Here is a 19,937-nt window from a genome sequence, read left to right as displayed (position 1 = left end):
CTTATGTCGCGTTTTCGCGGGAATCTGGCAGGGTCTGTTTCCAGATACGGTGATGAGTTAGATAATGCATCTGTGCGAAAAGAAATCGAAAAGAAATATTGTTAGCCGTAGGCAAACTGGCGAGATTTGCAGCAAGCGTTTGAAATACATCCGATATGATTAATAAGTAGGCAAACTAGTTTACAAGTGGAATCAGTTGATGTAAAAAACAGCGTTTTCTTTACGTGAAGTTTCAGGCAAAATGCCCGGCCGCCATAGAGAGACGGCGCGTTAGGTGGCTGTGGTTTGCCCTTCAGGCTTTCAACGAAAGCATCGGGCAAAGGGTGATACAGCACGCAAGGCGTTTCTGTATAGCGCTATTTTTGTTAACAAAAGCGGTGCAATATGCAAGTTGTGATTATGCGTCACGGTGAGGCAGCTCTTGAAGCAGCCAGTGATTCGGCAAGACCTCTTACCGAGTGCGGATGTGACGAATCAGTACATATGGCGGCGTGGCTGAAAGGTCGCGCAATCAATATTCAGCGTGTTTTGGTTAGCCCGTATCTACGTGCGCAGCAGACGCTGGAAAAAGTGAAACAGGCCATCGGTCTGCCCGATGAGGTGGAAGTTCTGAAAGAACTGACTCCGGGGGGCGATCCTGCCGTCGTCGCGCAAGAACTCCATGCGCTGGCGCTGGAAGGTGTGAGCAGCGTGCTGGTGGTTTCACACCTGCCGCTGGTTGGGTATCTGGTCGCCGAGTTGTGCCCGGGCGTTTGCCCGCCGATGTTCGCCACTTCTGCGATGGCCAGCGTAGAGTTAGACGCTGAAACCGGCAAAGGCACCTTTGACTGGCAGTTCAGCCCTTGTCAGGTGATGGCGAAGGTCTAAAACGTTGCTCCGCTAAAAATGAAAAAGCACAGCTCAGGCTGTGCTTTTTTGCTTTCTGCTTTTGCGAGTCAGCGGCGGTTACAGCTCATGCTGCTTATCGTCCAGCTCAATCAGCACAAGCAGCGCGGCGGTTCCGCCCAGCTCTTTGGGTGCCTGATGGAAGGCTAACACGTCAGGGTGCTGCGCCAGCCACAGCGGCGTCTGTTGCTTGAGGATGTGCTTGCCGTGACCGTGCATCACGCAGGCGCAGTGTACGTGCTCGCGGCGGCAGGCGGCAATCAGCGCGCCCAGCTCCTGCTTGGCTTCGCGCTGAGTCAGGCCGTGCAAATCGAGAAACAGCTCCGGCGAGTAGTCGCCGCGGCGCAGCTTCTTTAATTCGAAATGGCTGACATCAGGGCGCAGGTGGCGCACCGGGCCTTCTTCCTGCAACATCGGCTGGAATTCATCGGAGAAGTAGTAAGTCGCGTCAACCTGTTCTTGCAACAGCTTTTTTGGCGATACTTCGGTCACTTTTTTACGCACCGGACGATGAGTAATAGTGTCATTTTGCAGGCGTTTAATCCCCGGCACGGCTTCACGGAAAAGCAGCTTTTCCTCCGGGCTTAGCGCATGTTTTTTCTTCATGGATTCGTCATCATTCTTAGCACATTTTCACAGTGTACCTGCGCATTAGTCGAGGGTTAACAAAAACTCAGACTTAAATTCCCATCACTTCTCGCAACAACTTCCTATAGCTGCTGATTTGTCCCCGGCTTCGTGGCAAACTATGCGGCAAATTAGGTACTGTAAACCCACGGTTAAAGGGCTGTTAAAAGCCAGCCTGCCGTCAGGAGAGAAAATTGGACAAAATATTCGTAGATGAAGCCGTAGGCGAGCTTCACACCATTCAGGACATGCTGCGTTGGACAGTAAGCCGCCTGAACGCCGCTAATGTTTATTATGGCCATGGTACCGATAACCCGTGGGATGAAGCCGTGCAGCTGGTGCTGCCAAGCGTGTTCCTGCCGCTCGACATTCCAGAAGACATGCACACCGCGCGCCTGACCTCCAGTGAGCGCCATCGCATCGTTGAGCGCGTGATCCGCCGCGTTAACGAGCGTGTTCCGGTCGCCTATCTGACTAACAAAGCCTGGTTCTGCGGCATGGAGTTCTACGTTGACGAACGCGTGCTGGTGCCACGCTCACCGATTGGCGAGCTGATCGACAATCGCTTCTCCGGCATTCTGCGCGACAAGCCGCAGCACATTCTCGACATGTGTACTGGCAGCGGCTGTATTGCCATCGCCTGTGCCTATGCCTTCCCGGAAACGGAAGTCGACGCGGTAGATATCTCTGCCGACGCGCTGGCGGTGGCCGAACGCAATATCGAAGCCCACGGCGTGGAGAATTGGGTCACCCCGATTCGCTCCGACCTGTTCCGCGAGCTGGTGTCATTGCAGTACGACCTCATCGTCACCAACCCGCCATACGTTGACGAAGAAGATATGTCAGACCTGCCGCAGGAATATCGCCACGAGCCTGAGCTGGGCTTGGCTTCCGGCACCGACGGTCTGAAGCTGACTCGCCGCATTCTGGCCTGCGCGCCAGACTACCTGACAGAGCAGGGCGTGCTGATTTGTGAAGTGGGTAACAGCATGGTACATCTGATGGAACAGTACCCAGATATTCCATTTACCTGGCTGGAATTCGAAAACGGCGGCGACGGCGTATTTATGCTGACCAAGCAGCAGTTGCTGGATTGCGCTGAGTATTTCACTGCTTACCGCGACTAAAAAATTTTGGGTGACGGGCCTCGCAGCCGGTCACCTCATCAAATAAACAACATAATGGTTAAGGAGCCGTGATGGCAGGGAACAGTATTGGGCAGTTTTTCCGCGTCACCACTTTTGGCGAATCCCACGGCGTGGCCTTGGGTTGCATCATCGACGGCGTGCCACCGGGCATTCCGCTGACCGAAGCAGATTTGCAGCACGATCTCGATCGCCGCCGTCCGGGCACGTCGCGTTACACCACTCAGCGCCGCGAACCGGATCAGGTGAAGATCCTCTCCGGCGTGTTCGAAGGGGTGACTACTGGCACCAGCATCGGCCTGATCATCGAGAATACTGACCAGCGCTCTCAGGATTACAGCGCAATTAAAGACGTTTTCCGTCCGGGACACGCTGACTACACCTATGAGCAGAAATATGGCGTGCGCGACTACCGCGGCGGCGGTCGTTCTTCTGCCCGTGAAACCGCGATGCGCGTTGCCGCCGGTGCCGTCGCCAAGAAATATTTGGCGCAAAAATTTGGCGTTAAAGTCCGTGGCTATCTGGCACAGATTGGCGACGTCAGCTGTGAGCTGAAAGATTGGGACTTAGTAGAAACCAACCCCTTCTTCTGCCCGGATGAGTCCAAGCTGGAGGCGCTGGACGAACTGATGCGCGAGTTGAAAAAGGCCGGTGACTCTATCGGCGCGAAAATTACCGTGATGGCGGAAAACCTGCCAGCGGGCCTCGGCGAGCCGGTCTTCGACCGTCTTGACGCTGATTTGGCTCACGCGCTGATGAGCATCAACGCGGTGAAAGGCGTGGAAATCGGCGACGGTTTTGCCGTGGTGACTAAGCGCGGTAGCGAAAACCGTGACGAAATCACGCCAAATGGGTTTGAAAGCAACCACGCAGGCGGCATTCTCGGCGGTATCAGCAGCGGCCAGCCGGTTATCGCGCATATCGCGCTGAAACCGACCTCCAGCATTACCGTGCCTGGGCGCACCATTAACCGCCAAGGGGAGCAGGTGGAGATGATCACCAAAGGTCGCCATGACCCTTGTGTGGGCATCCGCGCCGTGCCAATCGCTGAAGCGATGATGGCTATCGTGCTGATGGACCACTTGCTGCGCCAACGTGCGCAAAACGGTGATGTGAACTCAAGCGTTCCGCGCTGGTGATTGGCGAATCAAAGGTGGTAAACCGATGAAACCTGCTTTCATGACGGCAAATTTGTTTAAAACGGCCTGCGCGGGTCTGCTGGCGCTGGCGTTTTGCGCGCCCGCTCTGGCGGTGACGCCTTGGCAGAAAATCACCCATCCGGTGGCCGGGTCGCCGCAGGCCATCGGCGGTTTCGCCAACGGCTGCCAGATTGGCGCCCAGCCTCTGCCGCTGAATTCGCCTAATTACCAGGTGATGCGCACTGACCAGCGCCGCTATTTCGGCCAGCCTGACCTGCTGGCTTTTATCAAACGTCTGGGACTCCAGGCGACGGATAAAGGCCTTGGCACCATGCTGATTGGCGATATGGCGATGCCAGCCGGTGGTCGTTTCAGCAGCGGACATGCCAGCCACCAGTCGGGTTTGGATGTTGATATCTGGCTGCAACTGCCGCGTCAGCGCTGGAGCGAGCAGATGCTGCTCAAGCCGCAGCCTATTGATTTGGTCAATGCTGACGGTAAAACCGTCAATCAGCGACAGTGGCAACCACGCATTGAAACGCTGATCAAGCTGGCCGCGCAGGACAGCGACGTGACGCGCATCTTCGTCAACCCGGCCATCAAACAGCAGCTGTGTGCCGATGCGGGAACGGATCACGCGTGGCTGCATAAAGTTCGTCCGTGGTTTGGCCATCGTGCGCACATGCATGTCCGTCTGCGTTGCCCTGCGGGCAGCCTGGAATGTGAAGATCAGGCGCCACCTCCGCCGGGAGATGGTTGCGGCGCGGAACTGCAAAGTTGGTTCCTGCCACCGAAACCGGGCACCGGTACACCAGTGAAAAAAGAGCCACCTCCGTTGCCGCCGTCTTGTCAGGCGCTGCTGGATAAACACGTGCTCTAATCGCTATTGAACATTCCCCGCTTTATAGAGCGAGACAAAAAGAAAAATGGATTGGTTGATTGTTGCCCCTTGGGTAGTAGGCGTTCTGTTTTTAGTGGCTGTTTTAGCGGGGTTTATTGATTCAATAGCCGGTGGCGGTGGGCTACTCAGCTTGCCGGCACTGCTGGCGGCGGGTGTGTCTCCCGCTCAGGCGATTGCCACCAATAAGCTGTCGGCGGTAGGGGGATCTTTCTCCGCTAGCCTGTACTTTGTGCGCCGTGGGGTGGTGAACCTTAACGACCAAAAGCTCAATATTGCCTGCACCTTTGTTGGCTCGGTATTGGGCGCGATTTTGATTCAGCACCTGCGCGCAGACATGCTCCGGCAGATCCTGCCGCTGCTGATCATCTGCATTGGTCTCTATTTTCTGCTGACGCCAAGATTGGGCGAAAGCGACCGTCAGCGCCGCTTATCCGCGCTGCCATATGCATTAGTCGGCGGTGGCTGCGTCGGCTTTTATGACGGCTTCTTCGGGCCGGGGGCGGGCTCTTTCTACGCGCTGGGCTTTGTGACGCTGTGCGGCTTTAATCTTGCCAAAGCCACGGCACACGCCAAAGTGCTGAACTTCACCTCTAACTTTGGTGGCCTGCTGTTTTTCATCATGGGCCACAAAGTGATTTGGAGTATTGGCTTGGTGATGCTGACCGGGCAGTTTATCGGCGCGCGCCTCGGTGCTCGCATGGTGTTATCTAAAGGGCAGAAGATGATCCGTCCGATGGTGGTTTGTGTGTCAACGGTGATGAGCTGTAAGCTGATTTATGACAGCCACGGGGCGGAGATCTATCAGTGGCTCAGTCTGCACCTGTAGTCATCGGCGGTTAACCGGCGCAAATCACTGATCAACATCAGTAAAAACAATATTCAAATAGGGGAGTATTTGCCCCTAATTTCACTTGATAGAGTTTCGCAGCAACTATGTCCGATTCAACAGAAACCCATAATTATCATCAATTAATCCAGATTTTTGATTCCTGCTTCTATGAGGAATTCAACACCCGGCTGATTAAAGGTGATGACGAGCCAATTTACCTGCCCGCCGATGAACAGGAAGATTTCAATCGCATCGTTTTTGCTCACGGCTACTACGCCAGCGGATTGCATGAAATCTCCCACTGGTGCGTGGCGGGGGCCGAGCGCCGCAAGCTGGTGGATTTTGGTTACTGGTACTGCCCGGACGGCCGTGACGCGCAAACGCAAAGTGAATTCGAGAAGGTGGAAATTAAGCCCCAGTCCTATGAGTGGCTATTTTGCGCCGCCGCCGGGTTCCGCTTTAACGTCAGTTGTGACAATCTGAGCGGCGATTGTGAGCCGGACCGCGTGGCTTTCCACAATAAGGTCCGCGAAGAAGTGCTGCGGATCTTGCAACAAGGCGTCCCAGAAAGACCGGCGCGCTTTATAAAAGCGTTACAATCGTTTTACAATACGGCACCTTTGACGGCGGCAGATTTCCCTGCGCTGCAACCGCTAGAATGAATTTCTGAATATTGAATAATTGAGGATGATTGATGATCGCAGAATTTGAAGCGCGTATTTTGACGCTGATTGACGACATGGTTGAAAGCGCCAGCGATGATGAGCTGTTCGCCAGTGGCTATCTGCGAGGCCATCTGACCGTGGCGGTTGCCGACGCGGAAGAAAACGGCGAACACACTGCCGAAGCATTGAAAATTCGTGTCCGACACAGTCTGGATAAGGCTATTCAGGCCGGAGAGCTCTCCCCGCGCGATCAGGTTCTGGTGCTCGGCATGTGGGAAAATCTCTATCAGGCGTCTCTGCCAGAAGCCAAATAATCAGTCATACCTTGTAAAAACAAAGGGCCGCCAGGCCCTTTGTCAATTCTGTCAGTTCTCTTCACTCACCACCGGCTTGCCTTTCAGCAGCTTTCTTACCCACATGCGATGTGGATTAAGCGCCGCCAGCGTTTCGCTATCGAGCGGCATCGGCTCCCCTGAAATTTGCGCCGCCAGCACTTCCGCCGCCAGCGGGGCCGAGCTTAGCCCACGCGAACCCAGCGCCCCAAGCAGGAACAGGTTGCGATGATAAGGCGCATCGGCCACCGGCTGGCCGCGTTTTACGGCAATATCCAGTTTCTTGTAGGTTTCCAGCATAGCGTCATAATCGGCTACTGCGCCCACCATCGGGAGATGGTCGCGTGTTGCACAGCGCACGCCGTTTCGCGCCTCGCCGCTACTCACGTCGACTGCTCGTGCCCAGCCGGCTTGCGGCAAGCAGTCAATCAGCCGCTGGCGGTTCTGCTGCTGATCGTCTTCGCGATAAGCCGTCGACCTGTCAGCGCGGTGATAGCTCGCGCCGATACAGTGATGCTGATTCGCCGGGTTAACCGGGGTGAGGTAGCCGTCATAGCACAGCACCTGTTTAAGCTTTTGCAGCTCAGGCGTGGTGGGAATATGTGAAACCTGACCGCCGACGGCGTAGACCGGCAGCTTCTCGGTTTGCTGGAAATCAGTAATATTCGCCCCGTTTGCCAGCACCAGGCTGTCATGCACTAGGGTTTCGCCATTGGCGAAGGTCAGCGCCCAGAGGCTGTCCTCGGTCTGTCGTAACGCCGTGACCGGCTGGTTGAAATGTGCCTTTAGCCCGCGCGTCTCGGCCAGTCGGATTAACTCCGTGGTGAGTTGAGCGGGGCAGAGCCAGCCCCCCAGCCCATAGCTGATCCCGCCGTGATGACACGCTAAGCCGCAAGCTTCGGTCAGCTGCTGCTGAGTGAGGGCGGTGGCTAGCTCGGCTGGCAGTTCGCCTGCGAGGATCTTATCAATTTTCCCCTGACTCTTGGCGTCATAGCCAATCTGGCTTACGCCGCACCACTGATGGTCGAAGGCCACGCCACTTGCTGCTAAAGCCTGATACTGGCGACGGGCGAAGGTGAATGCGTGGGAGAAAAATCGCTCCAGCGCGTCGCCTTTACCATTAAGTAAGGGGTAAACCGCGCCCTGACGATTCCCCGAAGCTCCCTGAGCCGGTTGGTCATCGGCACAATAAAGAGTGACGTTAAAATCACGCCGCAGCAGCGCCAGTGCCAGCACGGCACTGGCGACGCCACCGCCGATTATGGCAATGTTTTGGGTGTTTTCCGCCGCCGGTCTCTGATACCACGGAGCCGAATGTGGCAGATTTAGCGGATTATTCATCACGCCGCTAAGCATATGTTTCTTTTGACCGAACCCTTTCACTTTCTCGACGTCAAAGCCTGCATCGAGTAAACCGCGACGGACAAAACCGGCCACGGTAAAGGTTGCCAGCGTACCTTGCGAGCGTGAAAGCCGCGCCATATTGGCGAACAGCTCGGGAGTCCACATATCGGGGTTTTTAGAAGGGGCAAAACCGTCTAAAAACCAGGCGTCAACCTGTTGATTCATACTGCTGTCACAAGCCGGAAGCAGGGTAGTAACATCGCCGAACCATAGGTCGAGAGTGATGCGCCCGTCGTCCAGCAGCAGGCGATGGCAGCCGGAAAAAGGCAGCGGCCATTGGGCAACAAGTTGTCTGGCATAGTCGGCAAGTTCAGGCCACTGGTTTAAGGCGGCAGTCAGGTCATTTACGGACAGTGGAAATTTCTCGAAGCTAATGAAATGCAGGCGTTTTAGACGAGCTTCGGGCTGCTGCTGGGTAAAGTCATCAAAGGCTTGCCACAGAGTGAGAAAGTTCAGGCCGGTGCCAAATCCGGTTTCTGCAATAACGCAGACCGAGCGCGGATGTTCGGCAAAGCGTTGTGGGAATCCATTACCGTTTAGAAAGACGTGGCGGGTTTCCAGCAGGCCATTTTGGTTGGAAAAATAGACGTCATCAAAATGTCGGGAAACAGGTGTACCCTGTTCGTTCCAACTTAATTCGGCGGGCTGGATTGGGGTGTGGCTCACATGAAACTCCCTCAGTTCAAGGCGATGCCGAAGTTTAACGGCCAGTTTGACCTCGCGCAAATTTACTGCGATTTACACAAGGAATTGCTGATCGGACTTGTTCGGCGTACAACTGTACGCTAGAGTGCGTCACGAAATCCCGAATAGTTAATAGTACAAGAGGTATTAAATGAAACGTGCAGTCATTACTGGCCTGGGTATCATCTCGAGCATCGGTAACAACAAGCAGGAAGTACTTAACTCCCTGCAAGAAGGGCGCTCAGGGATCACCTTCTCGCAAGAGTTGAAAGATGCCGGAATGCGTAGCCATGTCTGGGGTGATGTTAAGTTAGACACCGCAGGGCTTATCGATCGTAAGGTCGTGCGTTTCATGAGTGATGCTTCTATCTACGCTTATCTGTCCATGCAGCAGGCTATCGAGGATTCTGGCCTGACGCCTGAGATGGTTTCTAACGAACGTACCGGCCTGATCGCAGGTTCCGGCGGCGGTTCACCACGTAACCAGGTTGCGGGTTCTGACGGCATGCGTGCTAAAGGTCTGCGCGGCGTAGGTCCATACATGGTGACTAAGGCGATGGCGTCTGGCGTTTCTGCTTGCCTCGCGACTCCTTTCAAAATTCGTGGCGTTAACTATTCCATCAGCTCTGCTTGTGCGACTTCTGCTCACTGCATCGGTAACGCGGTAGAGATGATTCAGCTCGGTAAACAAGACGTGGTCTTCGCCGGTGGCGGCGAAGAGCTGTGCTGGGAAATGGCCTGTGAGTTCGACGCTATGGGCGCACTGTCTACCAGCTACAACGACACTCCAGATAAAGCTTCCCGTACTTACGATAAAGCCCGTGACGGTTTCGTCATTGCTGGCGGCGGCGGTATGGTTGTTGTGGAAGAGCTGGAACACGCTCTGGCACGTGGCGCGCACATCTATGCAGAAATCGTGGGCTACGGCGCAACATCTGACGGCGCAGACATGGTTGCTCCATCAGGCGAAGGCGCAGTGCGCTGTATGAAGATGGCAATGCAGGGTGTGGACACCCCGATTGACTACGTCAACGTACACGGTACTTCTACTCCAGTAGGCGATGTGAAAGAACTCGGCGCAATCCGCGAAGTGTTCGGCGCTACAACACCAGCTCTGTCTTCTACTAAAGCCATGACCGGCCACTCACTGGGTGCTGCGGGCGTGCAGGAAGCAATCTACACCCTGCTGATGGCTGAAAATAACTTCATCGCGCCAAGCATCAACATCGAAAACCTCGATGAGCAGGCTGAAGGTATGGACATCATCACTAAGCCAACTCAGCGCGAGCTGACTACCGTGATGTCTAACAGCTTCGGCTTCGGCGGTACTAACGCCACGCTGGTTATGCGTAAGCTGAAAAACGACAAGTAATCTCGTCGTTCTCTTTGAAAAACCCGCCATCGTGCGGGTTTTTTTATGCTCGCCGTCACACTCCCCAATGCCTCAACAGCTACAAACGACTTAACTATTCAGGTACAATTCCGCCGCTTTCTTTTCACTCAATAGATACTTTTATAACTAAGATGCAATGCTCTCACTTAGCCAGATAAAGCACAGGCACACTCTTTTTCCTGCCTGGCTTGGGATTCTGGCCATCCTGATGTTATTTATCGCGCCGGTGGTGTCAAAATCACTGGTGGCTGCTGGCATGTCGCATTCGATGATGCCTGGCATGGCGATGACAGAGATGTCGATGGCAGAAATGCCTATGGCATCGATGGATATGTCAGAGATGTCAGAGTCCGACATACCGATGTCGCATGGCGAGATGGCTGAACAGGCTGATACTGCGGCTCATCAAAACTCTATGCCCATGCACGATATGGGGCTGGGAGTGATGATGCCCGGCGACATGAGTGACGCAGCCTGTGGTTACTGCGTACTTTTGGTCCACCTGCCGCTGTTGCATATGTTAGCGCTGCCGATGCTGTGGGTGTCTAACACCTCCAGCCGCGCACCGCCGCGCCTCGCAGCCGTTCGTCCTGTTCCCACTGCTTTCTACCCTGACTCTCAGCCTCGCGCCCCTCCTGCTTTTAAATAGCTTTTTGTTTCATCTATTAAACATCGTCTGAACAGTGCCGACCTGGCTTTGCTGTTCTGCACCTGCTATTTGAACACTCAGGAAACATTCTTGATGAGCCATCCTGCAAGCTCGACCAAAATGACGGCCAAAGCCGCGTCCATTGCGTTACTCAAGCGTATCCATTTCTATATCGGTCTGTTCGTCGGGCCTTTTATCTTTGTCGCCGCGTTGACCGGCACGCTGTATGTACTTACCCCTCAGCTTGAAAACCACTTGTACGCCAACGAGCTTTTTACTTCCGCGAAAGGCGACGTGCAGCCGATCTCTCGGCAAATTGAAGCTGCGCTGGCCATTGCTGGCGATCAGGCGAAGATCGCTGCGATTCGTCCAGCCCCTGCGCTGGGGGAAACCACGCGGGTCATGCTGTCCGACCCAAGCCTCGGCGCGTCCAAAACCAAGGCAATATTTGTTGACCCCGTGACGCTGGATATTAAAGGCGAAGAGACCGTCTATGGCACCAGCGGCATCCTGCCTTTACGCACCTGGCTCGATGAGCTTCACCGCGAGCTGCTGCTAGGCGATATTGGCCGTAATTACAGCGAACTCGCCGCTTCATGGCTGTGGGTTGCGGCACTGGGCGGCATTCTTCTATGGGCAACCAGCCGGCAGAAAACCCGTGGCAACCGTAAGCTTACCGGCACGGCTGCCAAGCAGCACATTAGCCGCCGCTGGCATACCTGGCTTGGCATCACGCTGTTGGTCGGCATGCTGTTTCTGTCGGTAACCGGCCTGACATGGTCACAGTGGGCCGGGAGCAATATCAGCATCCTGCGTGAACATATGGGCTGGATGACCCCTTCGGTCGCGACCACTCTGGCAGGCGAAAAATCGGCTCCTGCGGGTGAACATGCCGAGCACCAGATGAGTGATATGAGCATGGCAGATATGCCTGACATGCCCGATATGGCAGCTCATCACATGCCAGCAAAAGTTGAGCCGGTTAATGTTTTGCCGATCACTTTCGATCAGGTCATCGCCGCCGCGCGTCATGCAGGGATCACGGCTAACAAAATAGAAATTCGCCCGGCTTATACGGCGGATAAGGCCTGGACGGTGACGGAAGTGGACCGAAGCTGGCCGACGCAGGTTGATGCCGTATCGGTTAACCCTCAGACAATGGCGATTATTGACCATACCGAGTTTGCCCATTTCCCGCTGCTGGCGAAGCTCACTCGCTGGGGCGTTGATGCCCATATGGGTATTCTGTTTGGCTTCTGGAATCAGGCTATTCTGGTGCTGTTCGGCATTGGGCTGTGCGTGATGATTGGCTGGGGCTACCGCATGTGGTGGCTGCGCCGTCCGGCGATGAACAGCGGCCCGCATCCGGTGGTAACCCTGATTCAAACGTGGCGCCAACTTCCTGCCAGCCTGCAATGGCCAATTGGGCTGATAGCACTGGCTCTCTCCATCAGCCTGCCAGTGATGGGGGTAAGCCTGCTTATCTTCTTGCTGATTGATGTGCTCCGTTGGCTGCGACATAGAAACCGGCTCCAAGCTGTTGCGGTGAATTAATGAGCGCCGACTTTAGCTCGCAGCGTGCAAATAACAAGCTGAAAAGCGAGCGGAAATAAGGGATTGCGAGCCTTCTCGCAAATTATTGACGAGGCCCTCAGCGGCCTCGTTTTTTATTACGAGGTTTGCTGGAAAACTCATTTTTGCAGTAGCGGGCCGCAACGTCTTCGGGTAACGTCAGCGCAATTGACAGGGTCACTCATTGCGGAAAACTATGCTGGCAACTTTCTTCACAACATTACTCAAGCCCTTCTTACGTGACCGTTTTTTGCACGTCTTATTGCTACTGGGTGTGGTACTGACTCTTTTCCAGCCGGAGAAAATCCACCAATTTGCACAATTTGTAGATTGGTCAACTATCGTCACGCTGATTGGGTTGCTGATGCTGACCAAGGGCGTTGAGGTGAGCGGCTACTTTGATTTTGTTGGCCGTAAGATGATCAACAGCATCAACAATGAGCGCTATTTGGCGCTGTTTTTGGTTTGTGCCGCCGCGCTGCTTTCTACCTTTATGACCAATGACGTGGCGCTGTTTATCGTCATTCCACTCACGATCACCCTAAAAAAGCTCTCTACGCTGCCCGTCACGCGACTGATCATCTTTGAGGCGTTGGCGGTGAACGCGGGCTCCTTACTTACGCCTATCGGTAATCCGCAAAATATCTTGTTGTGGAACAAATCCGGCCTGTCATTTTTGGGGTTTATAGCCCAAATGAGCCCGCTGGCATTCGTCAGTTTTGCGGCATTATTGATAGTGACTTGGCTGAGTTTCCCCGCGATAAAACTGAAAAGGCTGGAGAATAATCAGGGCTATCCATACAAGAAAAAACTGCTTTTTAGCTGTCTGGTGATGTATGTGGTGTTCATTGGCTGTGTGGATTTCGGTGTGGCGCTATATGGCCTGATTGCCGTGCTGCTGTGCTTTCTTTTGCTGGCGCGGCAGGTGCTGTTGCGCATCGACTGGCCGTTGATTCTGGTGTTTATCGCCATGTTTATCGACGTGCGGTTGATTGTCGGTTTAGACGCCGTGCGTGACGCGGTGAACCAGATTGCACACCTAAGCCCGGCGGGCGTTTACGCCCTTGGTATCGGGCTGTCGCAGGTCATTAGCAACGTACCAGCCACCATTTTGATGATTAACTACGTGCCACCTAACGCCTTGCTGGCTTACGCCGTTAACGCTGGCGGTTTCGGCCTTGCGATTGGTTCACTGGCTAACCTCATTGCCCTGCGCATGGCCAACGATCGCAAGATCTGGCTCAAGTTCCACTATTTCTCCTTCCCATTCCTTATTTTAAGTGGCCTGAGCGGCTGGCTATTACTGGCTTGGATCTAAGGGCAGCTTGGCTAATCGATTAACCGCTGAGGTTATCTCTCCCGGCGTTAATGCCGAGAAGCCGAGCAGCCAGCCATCAGGTATTTGCTCCTGCGCGCCAGCTTCGGGCAGCCACAGCGGCGAAAGGCGTGGCGTGACGACACCCTGTTGCAAGGCCAGCTGAGTCAGCCTCTTTTCGGAGCCAGCGGGCAGGCGAGCCGCCAGCTGTAAGCCTCCGGCGGCGGGTTGCGGAATCAGCCAGTTTGCGAGCTTTTGCTGGATCTCCTCCAGCAAATGATTGCGGCGGCTATGGTAAAGCTGGCGTGAAAAACGCAAGTGCGCGGCGAAATGGCCAGACTGAATAAAATCAGCCGTCACCGCCTGCATCAACTGAGACGAATGGCCGTCATATACCGTGCGCAGCGTGGTCATAGGCTCGACCAGCGTCTCGGGCAGCACAGCGTAGGCCAGACGTAAGGAAGGAAAGAGCACTTTGGAAAAGGTGCCAAGATAAATCACCTGCAGGTGTTTATCCAGCCCCTGCATGGCGGGCAAAGGGCGGCCATCATAATGTAGCTCGCTGTCGTAATCATCCTCGATGATCCACGACTGATATTTCCGCGCCAGCCCCAGTAGCGCCAGTCGGCGTGGCAGGCTAAGACTAACGCCGGAAGGGTAGTGGTGGGAAGGCGTGAGATAGATAACTTTAGGCTGAACGGTTTGGCCGACTGGGTTCATGCCTTCTTCATCCACTCCCACCGGGTATATCTTGCCGCCCGCGCTGGTAAAGGCATTTCTTGCGCCGAGATAGCCCGGCTGTTCTAGCCAGACGCTATCACCCCGATCGAGCAGCAGAGTTGCCAAGAGCTGCAAAGCCTGCTGCGAGCTGGTGGTGATCATGATTTGCTGCGGGCTGCACTGCACGCCGCGAGATTGCTGGAGGTAAGCACAAATGGCTTCGCGCAGGGGAGCAAAACCCTGCGGATCGCCATAGCCGAGCAGCGTTGTGCCCCCGATGCGTAGATGCTTGTTGATCAACTGCTGCCAAATTTTCAGCGGGAAGACGCGTAAGTCCGGGCTACCCGCGGCGAAGGGCAGAGGTGACTGAGGGTCTTGGCAGCCGCCGGTCGCGACAATTTGCTGGCCGCGAGCTGAAAGAGTCGCCAGCCTTGGTGTCAGTCTGTGGCTCTTTTTAAAGGTCGTTTCCGGCGGCATGGCGATACTGACAAAGGTGCCTTTGCCTATCTCGCGGCGCAAATAGCCCTCGGCTTCGATTTGCGCGTAGGCGGCCTCAACCGTGATGCGCGAAATACGCAAGTCGGCGGCGAGTTGGCGTGAAGAAGGCAGTCGCTGTCCATTGCTTAAAGCGCCACTGTTAATCGCCTTACGCAGCGTAGCGCAAAGCCTCTCGCGTAAATTGAGTCCTGGTTCGAGGCTATTCTCAAACAGGGTAAGTAAGGTCGAGGAGCCAGTGTAAGTGCGCATATGGGTCTTATAGATATTGGGGAATTGGCATTATGAATAAGACCAAAATAGCGGATGATACAACCGTTGTCATGCTGCGCCTTATGCGCTGCGTTCCTATTACCTGATTGAAAGAGAGAGGCAAAATGAGTCAAAAACAGCAAAGCCAGACGTCAGCCGTATTACAGTTTGCGCCACCGGCTCAGGCGGTGAGCGAAGCCTATCTCTTCAATAAATTGAGTTTTTACACCGATGCCGCTGATGTCGCCGAAGATTTGAAAAACCGTATTTCAGGCATTGTGGTGGTGGATACTCGTGCTGAGTCGCACTATCAGCGCGGACATATTCCGGGCGCAATCAGCTTTCCGCATCGTTTGATGACCGAAGAGTCAACGCGGCATCTTAATAGAGAGCAAGTGTATGTAACTTATTGCGATGGCATTGGCTGCAACGGCTCGACCAATGGGGCCTATAAGCTGGCGAAACTGGGTTTTCGCGTCAAAGAGTTGATAGGGGGCTTAGATTTCTGGACTCGCGATCGCCATCCGTTGGCGACCGGTGCTGAGTGCGGCGAGTATCCTGCCGATTTTAGCGTGGAAGAGTGCGGTTGCTAGTAAATGTGCGGCTTAAAACAGCAGCCAGAGCAGAATAACCACCACCACAAAGGCGATGAAAGCCAGCGGCTTGCCGCCCATGGATTGCATCGACTGCGGCAGCATGGCGACGAACGGATTGATGATTGGCTGAGGCTCGGTACGGGTCACCACCGTAAAGTTATCATCCACTTTCTCCGGTCGCGGTGAGCGTTCAACGCGCTGGCTGAACAGCACGCCGACCAGATCGTTAAGCTGCGCGACGTTCAGCGGCGTGTTGGGCGTGGCGTTGAACCGGCTTTCGACATATTCCGTCAGCTGCTGGACTTCTTGCAGCGTCGCTGGCTGTTTCAACACGCTGAGCAAGGTGGTTAGCGTCGGCGGCGCTGTCGGTTGGCTCAGCGCCGCTTTGACCTGCATAAACTGGCTTAACAGCTGAAAATGGCGCGCCGGGATAGGTTCGCCCACTTTTACGCCGACTAAGTTAAACAGTTGCTGCCACAGTTTGGCCGGTGCTTCGCCCGTGGCGGCGCTGAGACGCGTCACCAGCTGCTGCAAACTGTTATGTTCGGCAGGCAGCAGGGCGCGATCGGTGATCGGCGTTTGCTGCGGTTTCGGAATGGTCATTTCGCCAGTTTGGACCAGCAAAAACACCTGCTGTAGCTGCTCGTGGCTCAGCTGGCTGAGCACGGTATGGCCGAAATTTTGGCGAATGAAGTCGCTCACCGCCTGACGGTTATTGCCCTGTGGCAATAATTCGGTGAGCTGCTGGAACAGCTGGCGCGTGGCGTGGCTGTCCTGTGCCTGCGTCAATTTGCCTTGCAGGATGCCTTCCGCGCGCGGGTAGATTGCGGCGGTCAGTTCAGCATCATGAGGGAGAGACAGCTCGTGGCGTAAGCCAGCCCAAATTTCGGCGGACTTCATGGGGGTCAGCGCCATCAATTTGACGATGAGTTTTTCGAGGGTAGTGCGCTGCGCAGGGGTAAGCTGCTGATTATCACCAGAGCCCGCGGGAACTGAGTTATTCGGTTGCATCCTGTTGTCGCCAATTGGCGCGCCCGGGCCACTTAAAGGTTGCATATCACCAGTCCTTCGCTGCGAGTTAAAACGGCGCAAAGCGCGCAAGCGCAACATCATACCTGCAAACGAAATCAATCAACACTGTGAATGGGTATGGAAATAATATTCTTACGCTTATTTTTTGCAGAAAACGACGAGTGGGGCGCGAAAGCGATAAAAGGCAGGATAAATAATGCCGCCTGTGGAGTTACAGGCGGCGATAACATCATTAAACGGCGGGTTTATCTTCCTTCACTTCTGGCTTAGTGCCAAAGAGCGGACGGCGCAGGCGTTGGGCCAGAATTACCCCGAGCAGGGTGATACCACCCCCAATCAAGTGGTAACTGTGCAACTGCTCGCGCAGGAAAATCACGGCAATCACGGCGGTGAAGATGGGGGCCAAATTCATGAAAATAGAGGTTTTGTTTGCACCCAGTCGAATAACCCCCTGAATCCAGAGGAAAGGCGCAATGATTGACGCCGCAATGCCTGCAAAGGCCACCAAGGGAATGTTATGAGCGTTTAGCTGCACATTTTCCGTCATCAGGAAATTTGGCAGCAGGAGCAGCACCCCAAACAAGATCTGCATGTAAAGCGATTGCCAATTAGGCAGCGGGATCGCCCAGCGTTTGGTCAACACGCCATACAGGGCGTAGGAGATTGAGGCGACAAACATCATGATTTCGCCGCTACCAATGCCGTGCTCTAGCAGCTGGCCCGGGTTGCCCGCGCTGACCAGCCACACCAGGCCGATCAAAGAGAGCACGCCGCCCAGCGCCAGACCCACGGTTGGCACCACGCTCAACACAAACAGGCTGATCAGCACCGTCAGCAACGGAATAAAGGAGGTGATGATGCCGATATACAGCGCGCTCACGGTGTGGGCGGCGTAATAGGCCAGGCTTTGGAAAAGCACCATTCCCAGCAGGCCGAGGATCAGCAATTTCCACCAATACTGCTTAATCTCTTTGAAATTGCGCACTACACCCGGCAAGACAAAGGGTGTGAGCGTGATAAGCGCTAGAAACCAGCGGTAGAAGGAGATCGCCGCAGGATCGATGGCGGTCGCAGAGGCCTTGCTGACCACGGCGTTAATCGACCAGATCAACACCGCCAGTAATGGGAAGAGAGCATTCATGAAAAAATACGTCCGTAGTTAAATCGTTGCGCTAGTGTACGTTTGTCGTGTTTGTTATATATAACGATAACCAGACAACGCTTTGCGTAATTCGGACAACTTGATCCCGAATTTGTGATGACCACAATTGACAAGGGGTTTTATGCCACAGCCTCGTTTTTATCCTCCGCTTCCTGAACAGATCCCCAATACGCTGCTCTTTCGCGGAGAAACCATTCTGGCTAACTCGGAATATGTTTGCCATTCGCACCCGTGGAGCCAGATTATTACCATCAAATCAGGCGTGATGGCGATGAAGGTTGAAGGTGAGCGCTACCTTGCGCCGCGCGAGTTTGCTATCTGGATACCCGCCGGAGTGAAGCACTCTAGCTATAACCGCCGGACGACCCGTTTTTGCGCCATCGACATCGCGCCCGAGTGGGATGACGGCCTGCCTGAAAAGCCCTGCCTGCTCACTCTGACACCGATTTTTAACGCCATCGCCAACGACTTCGCGCTGCGTGATCTTTCAGAGCCAGAGACCGATCGCGATATGCGTATGGCATTGGTGCTGTTGGACCAAATCTGTCAGGCCCCGCGGCAAAACACCTATTTACCCACGTCCGACAATAAGCTGTTGTCGCAGGTGTTAAACGCGCTGGAGAAGAACCCGGCGGATAACACCTCGCTGGCGGAGTGGGCGGCGCGGGTTTACACCACCGAACGCACGCTTTCACGCCGCTGCCAACAGGATTTGGGCATGGGCTTTGCCGAATGGCGTCAGCGTCTGCGCTTCCTCCATTCGATTTCTCTGCTCGAGCAGGGCAAAACGGTGCAAGACGTGGCGCTGGAAGTTGGCTACAGTTCATCATCAGCGTTTATTGCCATGTTCCAGCAAATATCTGGGACCACGCCTCAACGTTTTCGTAATGAACGGTAAGCCGTGACAAGCTGGCATTGGGATCTGCCGCAGTTCGTGGCAAAATCTTCCTCCTCTTTATAGTCTGTTTTTTCAATGGCACTGCCTGCCGGAGACACACGTGAAAATCCTGGTTGATGAAAATATGCCTTATGCCGTCGAGCTATTTAGCCGACTGGGCAATGTGCAGGCCGTTCCGGGCCGGCCGATTCCGCAAGATGCACTCAATGACGCCGATGCCCTGATGGTGCGCTCGGTGACCAAGGTGAATGAGGCACTGCTGGCAGGAAAGCCGGTGAAATTCGTGGGTACCGCGACGGCGGGGACTGACCACGTGGATGACGCCTGGCTGCAACAGCAGGGGATTGGTTTCTCCGCCGCGCCGGGCTGTAACGCCATTGCGGTAGTGGAATATGTGTTCTCCTCGCTGCTGATTTTGGCCCAGCGCGATGGCTTCCAGCTGCGCGACAAAACGGTCGGCATTGTTGGGGTAGGCAATGTGGGATCGCGTCTGAATGCGCGCCTGCGTGCCTTGGGCATCCGCACTCTGCTGTGCGACCCGCCGCGCGCCGATCGAGGTGACGAAGAGACTTTCTCTTCGCTGGACCAACTGGTAGCAGAAGCCGATATCTTGACCTTTCACACGCCGTTGAACATGTCCGGGCCTTATAGCACGCACCATCTGGTGGACGCCGACCTGTTGGCACGCCTGCCTGCTGACCGTATTTTGATTAACGCCTGTCGTGGCGAAGTGGTAGATAACGCCGCGCTGCTCGACGCGCTCAACGGCGCGAAAAAACTCACCGCCGTGCTGGACGTATGGGAGCCGGAGCCGGATCTTTCTCTGGCATTGCTGGATAAAGTGGCGATTGGCACGGCGCACATTGCCGGATACAGCCTTGAAGGCAAGGCGCGCGGCACCACTCAGGTGTTCGAAGCATTCAGCCAGTTTATCGGCCAGCCGCAAAAAGTACCGTTGGAAGAGCTGCTGCCTGCGCCAGAGTTCCCGGTTGTCTCATTCTCAGGGGAACTGAACGAAGCCAGACTGCTGCGACTTATTCACTTAGTGTATGATGTGCGCCGCGATGACGCGCCGTTACGCCGCGTGGCGGGCAAAGCCGGGGAGTTCGACAAACTGCGCAAATTCTATGAAGAGCGCCGCGAGTGGTCATCGCTGAAAGTAATTTGCGATAATCCGGCGACCGTCGAGTTGCTCAATAAACTCGGTTTTACTGCCGTTCAGGGCTAAGGCCCGGCGCAATT

19 protein-coding genes are annotated in these 19,937 nt (G+C 54.9%); 14 read left to right on the top strand and 5 right to left on the bottom strand.

The genetic code is table 11. The features are described 5' to 3' along the window. Positions 1-384 precede the first annotated feature (384 nt). Positions 385-867, top strand: coding sequence for a phosphohistidine phosphatase SixA (gene sixA, locus V2154_RS14280; RefSeq protein ID WP_353502808.1), 483 nt, complete (start codon positions 385-387; stop codon positions 865-867). A 78-nt stretch (positions 868-945) separates the two neighbouring features. On the opposite strand, the gene smrB is transcribed toward sixA, so the two are convergent. Further along, positions 946-1,491: an endonuclease SmrB gene (gene smrB, locus V2154_RS14275; protein ID WP_353502807.1), complete on the bottom strand. Its 546-nt coding sequence runs from the start codon at positions 1,489-1,491 to the stop codon at positions 946-948. A 215-nt stretch (positions 1,492-1,706) separates the two neighbouring features. Between smrB and prmB the strand changes: the two genes are divergently transcribed. From prmB to V2154_RS14245, 6 genes are all read left to right on the top strand, one after another. Further along, a complete protein-coding gene (prmB, locus tag V2154_RS14270; protein WP_353502806.1) occupies positions 1,707-2,639 on the top strand; it encodes a 50S ribosomal protein L3 N(5)-glutamine methyltransferase in 933 nt (310 codons plus the stop codon). A 71-nt stretch (positions 2,640-2,710) separates the two neighbouring features. After that, the gene (gene aroC, locus V2154_RS14265; RefSeq protein ID WP_353502805.1) at positions 2,711-3,796 is read left to right on the top strand and encodes a chorismate synthase; all 1,086 of its coding nucleotides are present in this window, start codon (positions 2,711-2,713) and stop codon (positions 3,794-3,796) included. Positions 3,797-3,821: 25 nt separating this feature from the next. Beyond that, a complete protein-coding gene (gene mepA / locus V2154_RS14260) occupies positions 3,822-4,676 on the top strand; it encodes a penicillin-insensitive murein endopeptidase (protein ID WP_353502804.1) in 855 nt (284 codons plus the stop codon). 46 nt (positions 4,677-4,722) lie between these two features. Further along, positions 4,723-5,523, top strand: a complete 801-nt coding sequence (locus V2154_RS14255) for a sulfite exporter TauE/SafE family protein (protein ID WP_353502803.1) — start codon at positions 4,723-4,725, stop codon at positions 5,521-5,523. Between the two features lie 107 nt (positions 5,524-5,630). Continuing rightward, the gene (locus V2154_RS14250; protein ID WP_353502802.1) at positions 5,631-6,188 is read left to right on the top strand and encodes an elongation factor P hydroxylase; all 558 of its coding nucleotides are present in this window, start codon (positions 5,631-5,633) and stop codon (positions 6,186-6,188) included. Between the two features lie 32 nt (positions 6,189-6,220). Beyond that, on the top strand, positions 6,221-6,505 hold the full coding sequence (locus V2154_RS14245) for a YfcL family protein (protein WP_353502801.1): 285 nt from the start codon (positions 6,221-6,223) through the stop codon (positions 6,503-6,505). A gap of 51 nt (positions 6,506-6,556) precedes the next feature. On the opposite strand, the gene mnmC is transcribed toward V2154_RS14245, so the two are convergent. Beyond that, entirely contained in the window at positions 6,557-8,593 is a 2,037-nt protein-coding gene (mnmC, locus tag V2154_RS14240) for a bifunctional tRNA (5-methylaminomethyl-2-thiouridine)(34)-methyltransferase MnmC2/FAD-dependent 5-carboxymethylaminomethyl-2-thiouridine(34) oxidoreductase MnmC1 (protein ID WP_353502800.1), read from the bottom strand. A 169-nt stretch (positions 8,594-8,762) separates the two neighbouring features. Here mnmC and fabB point away from each other — a divergent pair, with 169 nt between their 5' ends. The 4 genes from fabB (at position 8,763) to V2154_RS14220 (ending at position 13,543) form a co-directional block, all read left to right on the top strand. Next, positions 8,763-9,983, top strand: coding sequence for a beta-ketoacyl-ACP synthase I (gene fabB, locus V2154_RS14235; RefSeq protein ID WP_034791854.1), 1,221 nt, complete (start codon positions 8,763-8,765; stop codon positions 9,981-9,983). 229 nt (positions 9,984-10,212) lie between these two features. Then, the gene (locus V2154_RS14230) at positions 10,213-10,653 is read left to right on the top strand and encodes a DUF2946 domain-containing protein (RefSeq protein WP_437342006.1); all 441 of its coding nucleotides are present in this window, start codon (positions 10,213-10,215) and stop codon (positions 10,651-10,653) included. A gap of 93 nt (positions 10,654-10,746) precedes the next feature. Further along, positions 10,747-12,207, top strand: coding sequence for a PepSY-associated TM helix domain-containing protein (locus V2154_RS14225; RefSeq protein WP_353502798.1), 1,461 nt, complete (start codon positions 10,747-10,749; stop codon positions 12,205-12,207). Positions 12,208-12,421: 214 nt separating this feature from the next. Next, positions 12,422-13,543: an SLC13 family permease gene (locus V2154_RS14220; protein ID WP_353502797.1), complete on the top strand. Its 1,122-nt coding sequence runs from the start codon at positions 12,422-12,424 to the stop codon at positions 13,541-13,543. Here the strand turns inward: V2154_RS14220 and pdxR are convergent. Then, positions 13,526-15,007: a MocR-like pyridoxine biosynthesis transcription factor PdxR gene (pdxR, locus tag V2154_RS14215; protein WP_353502796.1), complete on the bottom strand. Its 1,482-nt coding sequence runs from the start codon at positions 15,005-15,007 to the stop codon at positions 13,526-13,528. The two genes, V2154_RS14220 and pdxR, sit on opposite strands and share 18 nt — an antisense overlap. Positions 15,008-15,132: 125 nt before the next feature. On the opposite strand from pdxR, the gene V2154_RS14210 reads away from it, so the two are divergent. Continuing rightward, positions 15,133-15,600 (top strand): rhodanese-like domain-containing protein, encoded by a 468-nt coding sequence (locus V2154_RS14210; RefSeq protein WP_353502795.1) that lies wholly within the window; start codon positions 15,133-15,135, stop codon positions 15,598-15,600. Between the two features lie 12 nt (positions 15,601-15,612). On the opposite strand, the gene flk is transcribed toward V2154_RS14210, so the two are convergent. Both flk and V2154_RS14200 read right to left on the bottom strand, forming a co-directional pair. Continuing rightward, a complete protein-coding gene (flk, locus tag V2154_RS14205; protein ID WP_353502794.1) occupies positions 15,613-16,659 on the bottom strand; it encodes a flagella biosynthesis regulator Flk in 1,047 nt (348 codons plus the stop codon). A 208-nt stretch (positions 16,660-16,867) separates the two neighbouring features. After that, positions 16,868-17,776, bottom strand: a complete 909-nt coding sequence (locus tag V2154_RS14200) for a DMT family transporter (protein ID WP_353502793.1) — start codon at positions 17,774-17,776, stop codon at positions 16,868-16,870. Between the two features lie 142 nt (positions 17,777-17,918). On the opposite strand from V2154_RS14200, the gene V2154_RS14195 reads away from it, so the two are divergent. Then, on the top strand, positions 17,919-18,695 hold the full coding sequence (locus V2154_RS14195) for a helix-turn-helix domain-containing protein (protein ID WP_353502792.1): 777 nt from the start codon (positions 17,919-17,921) through the stop codon (positions 18,693-18,695). A gap of 100 nt (positions 18,696-18,795) precedes the next feature. Further along, the gene (pdxB, locus tag V2154_RS14190) at positions 18,796-19,923 is read left to right on the top strand and encodes a 4-phosphoerythronate dehydrogenase PdxB (RefSeq protein WP_353502791.1); all 1,128 of its coding nucleotides are present in this window, start codon (positions 18,796-18,798) and stop codon (positions 19,921-19,923) included. Positions 19,924-19,937: the final 14 nt, after the last annotated feature.

The sequence above is a fragment of the Ewingella sp. CoE-038-23 genome (assembly GCF_040419245.1).
Taxonomy (GTDB): domain Bacteria; phylum Pseudomonadota; class Gammaproteobacteria; order Enterobacterales; family Enterobacteriaceae; genus Ewingella; species Ewingella allii.
The sequence above is the reverse complement of the archived record's forward strand: the minus strand, read 5'-3'. Positions and strand labels throughout refer to the sequence as shown.

What these genes read in the sequence shown, in the direction of transcription:
- sixA (WP_353502808.1), top strand. Translation starts at nt 385, where the DNA reads ATGCAAGTTGTGATTATGCGTCACGGTGAGGCAGCTCTTGAAGCAGCC.
- smrB (WP_353502807.1), bottom strand. Translation starts at nt 1,491, where the DNA reads ATGAAGAAAAAACATGCGCTAAGCCCGGAGGAAAAGCTGCTTTTCCGT.
- aroC (WP_353502805.1), top strand. Translation starts at nt 2,711, where the DNA reads ATGGCAGGGAACAGTATTGGGCAGTTTTTCCGCGTCACCACTTTTGGC.
- mepA (WP_353502804.1), top strand. Translation starts at nt 3,822, where the DNA reads ATGAAACCTGCTTTCATGACGGCAAATTTGTTTAAAACGGCCTGCGCG.
- V2154_RS14255 (WP_353502803.1), top strand. Translation starts at nt 4,723, where the DNA reads ATGGATTGGTTGATTGTTGCCCCTTGGGTAGTAGGCGTTCTGTTTTTA.
- V2154_RS14250 (WP_353502802.1), top strand. Translation starts at nt 5,631, where the DNA reads ATGTCCGATTCAACAGAAACCCATAATTATCATCAATTAATCCAGATT.
- V2154_RS14245 (WP_353502801.1), top strand. Translation starts at nt 6,221, where the DNA reads ATGATCGCAGAATTTGAAGCGCGTATTTTGACGCTGATTGACGACATG.
- fabB (WP_034791854.1), top strand. Translation starts at nt 8,763, where the DNA reads ATGAAACGTGCAGTCATTACTGGCCTGGGTATCATCTCGAGCATCGGT.
- V2154_RS14230 (WP_437342006.1), top strand. Translation starts at nt 10,213, where the DNA reads ATGTTATTTATCGCGCCGGTGGTGTCAAAATCACTGGTGGCTGCTGGC.
- V2154_RS14225 (WP_353502798.1), top strand. Translation starts at nt 10,747, where the DNA reads ATGAGCCATCCTGCAAGCTCGACCAAAATGACGGCCAAAGCCGCGTCC.
- V2154_RS14220 (WP_353502797.1), top strand. Translation starts at nt 12,422, where the DNA reads ATGCTGGCAACTTTCTTCACAACATTACTCAAGCCCTTCTTACGTGAC.
- pdxR (WP_353502796.1), bottom strand. Translation starts at nt 15,007, where the DNA reads ATGCGCACTTACACTGGCTCCTCGACCTTACTTACCCTGTTTGAGAAT.
- V2154_RS14210 (WP_353502795.1), top strand. Translation starts at nt 15,133, where the DNA reads ATGAGTCAAAAACAGCAAAGCCAGACGTCAGCCGTATTACAGTTTGCG.
- flk (WP_353502794.1), bottom strand. Translation starts at nt 16,659, where the DNA reads ATGCAACCTTTAAGTGGCCCGGGCGCGCCAATTGGCGACAACAGGATG.
- V2154_RS14200 (WP_353502793.1), bottom strand. Translation starts at nt 17,776, where the DNA reads ATGAATGCTCTCTTCCCATTACTGGCGGTGTTGATCTGGTCGATTAAC.
- V2154_RS14195 (WP_353502792.1), top strand. Translation starts at nt 17,919, where the DNA reads ATGCCACAGCCTCGTTTTTATCCTCCGCTTCCTGAACAGATCCCCAAT.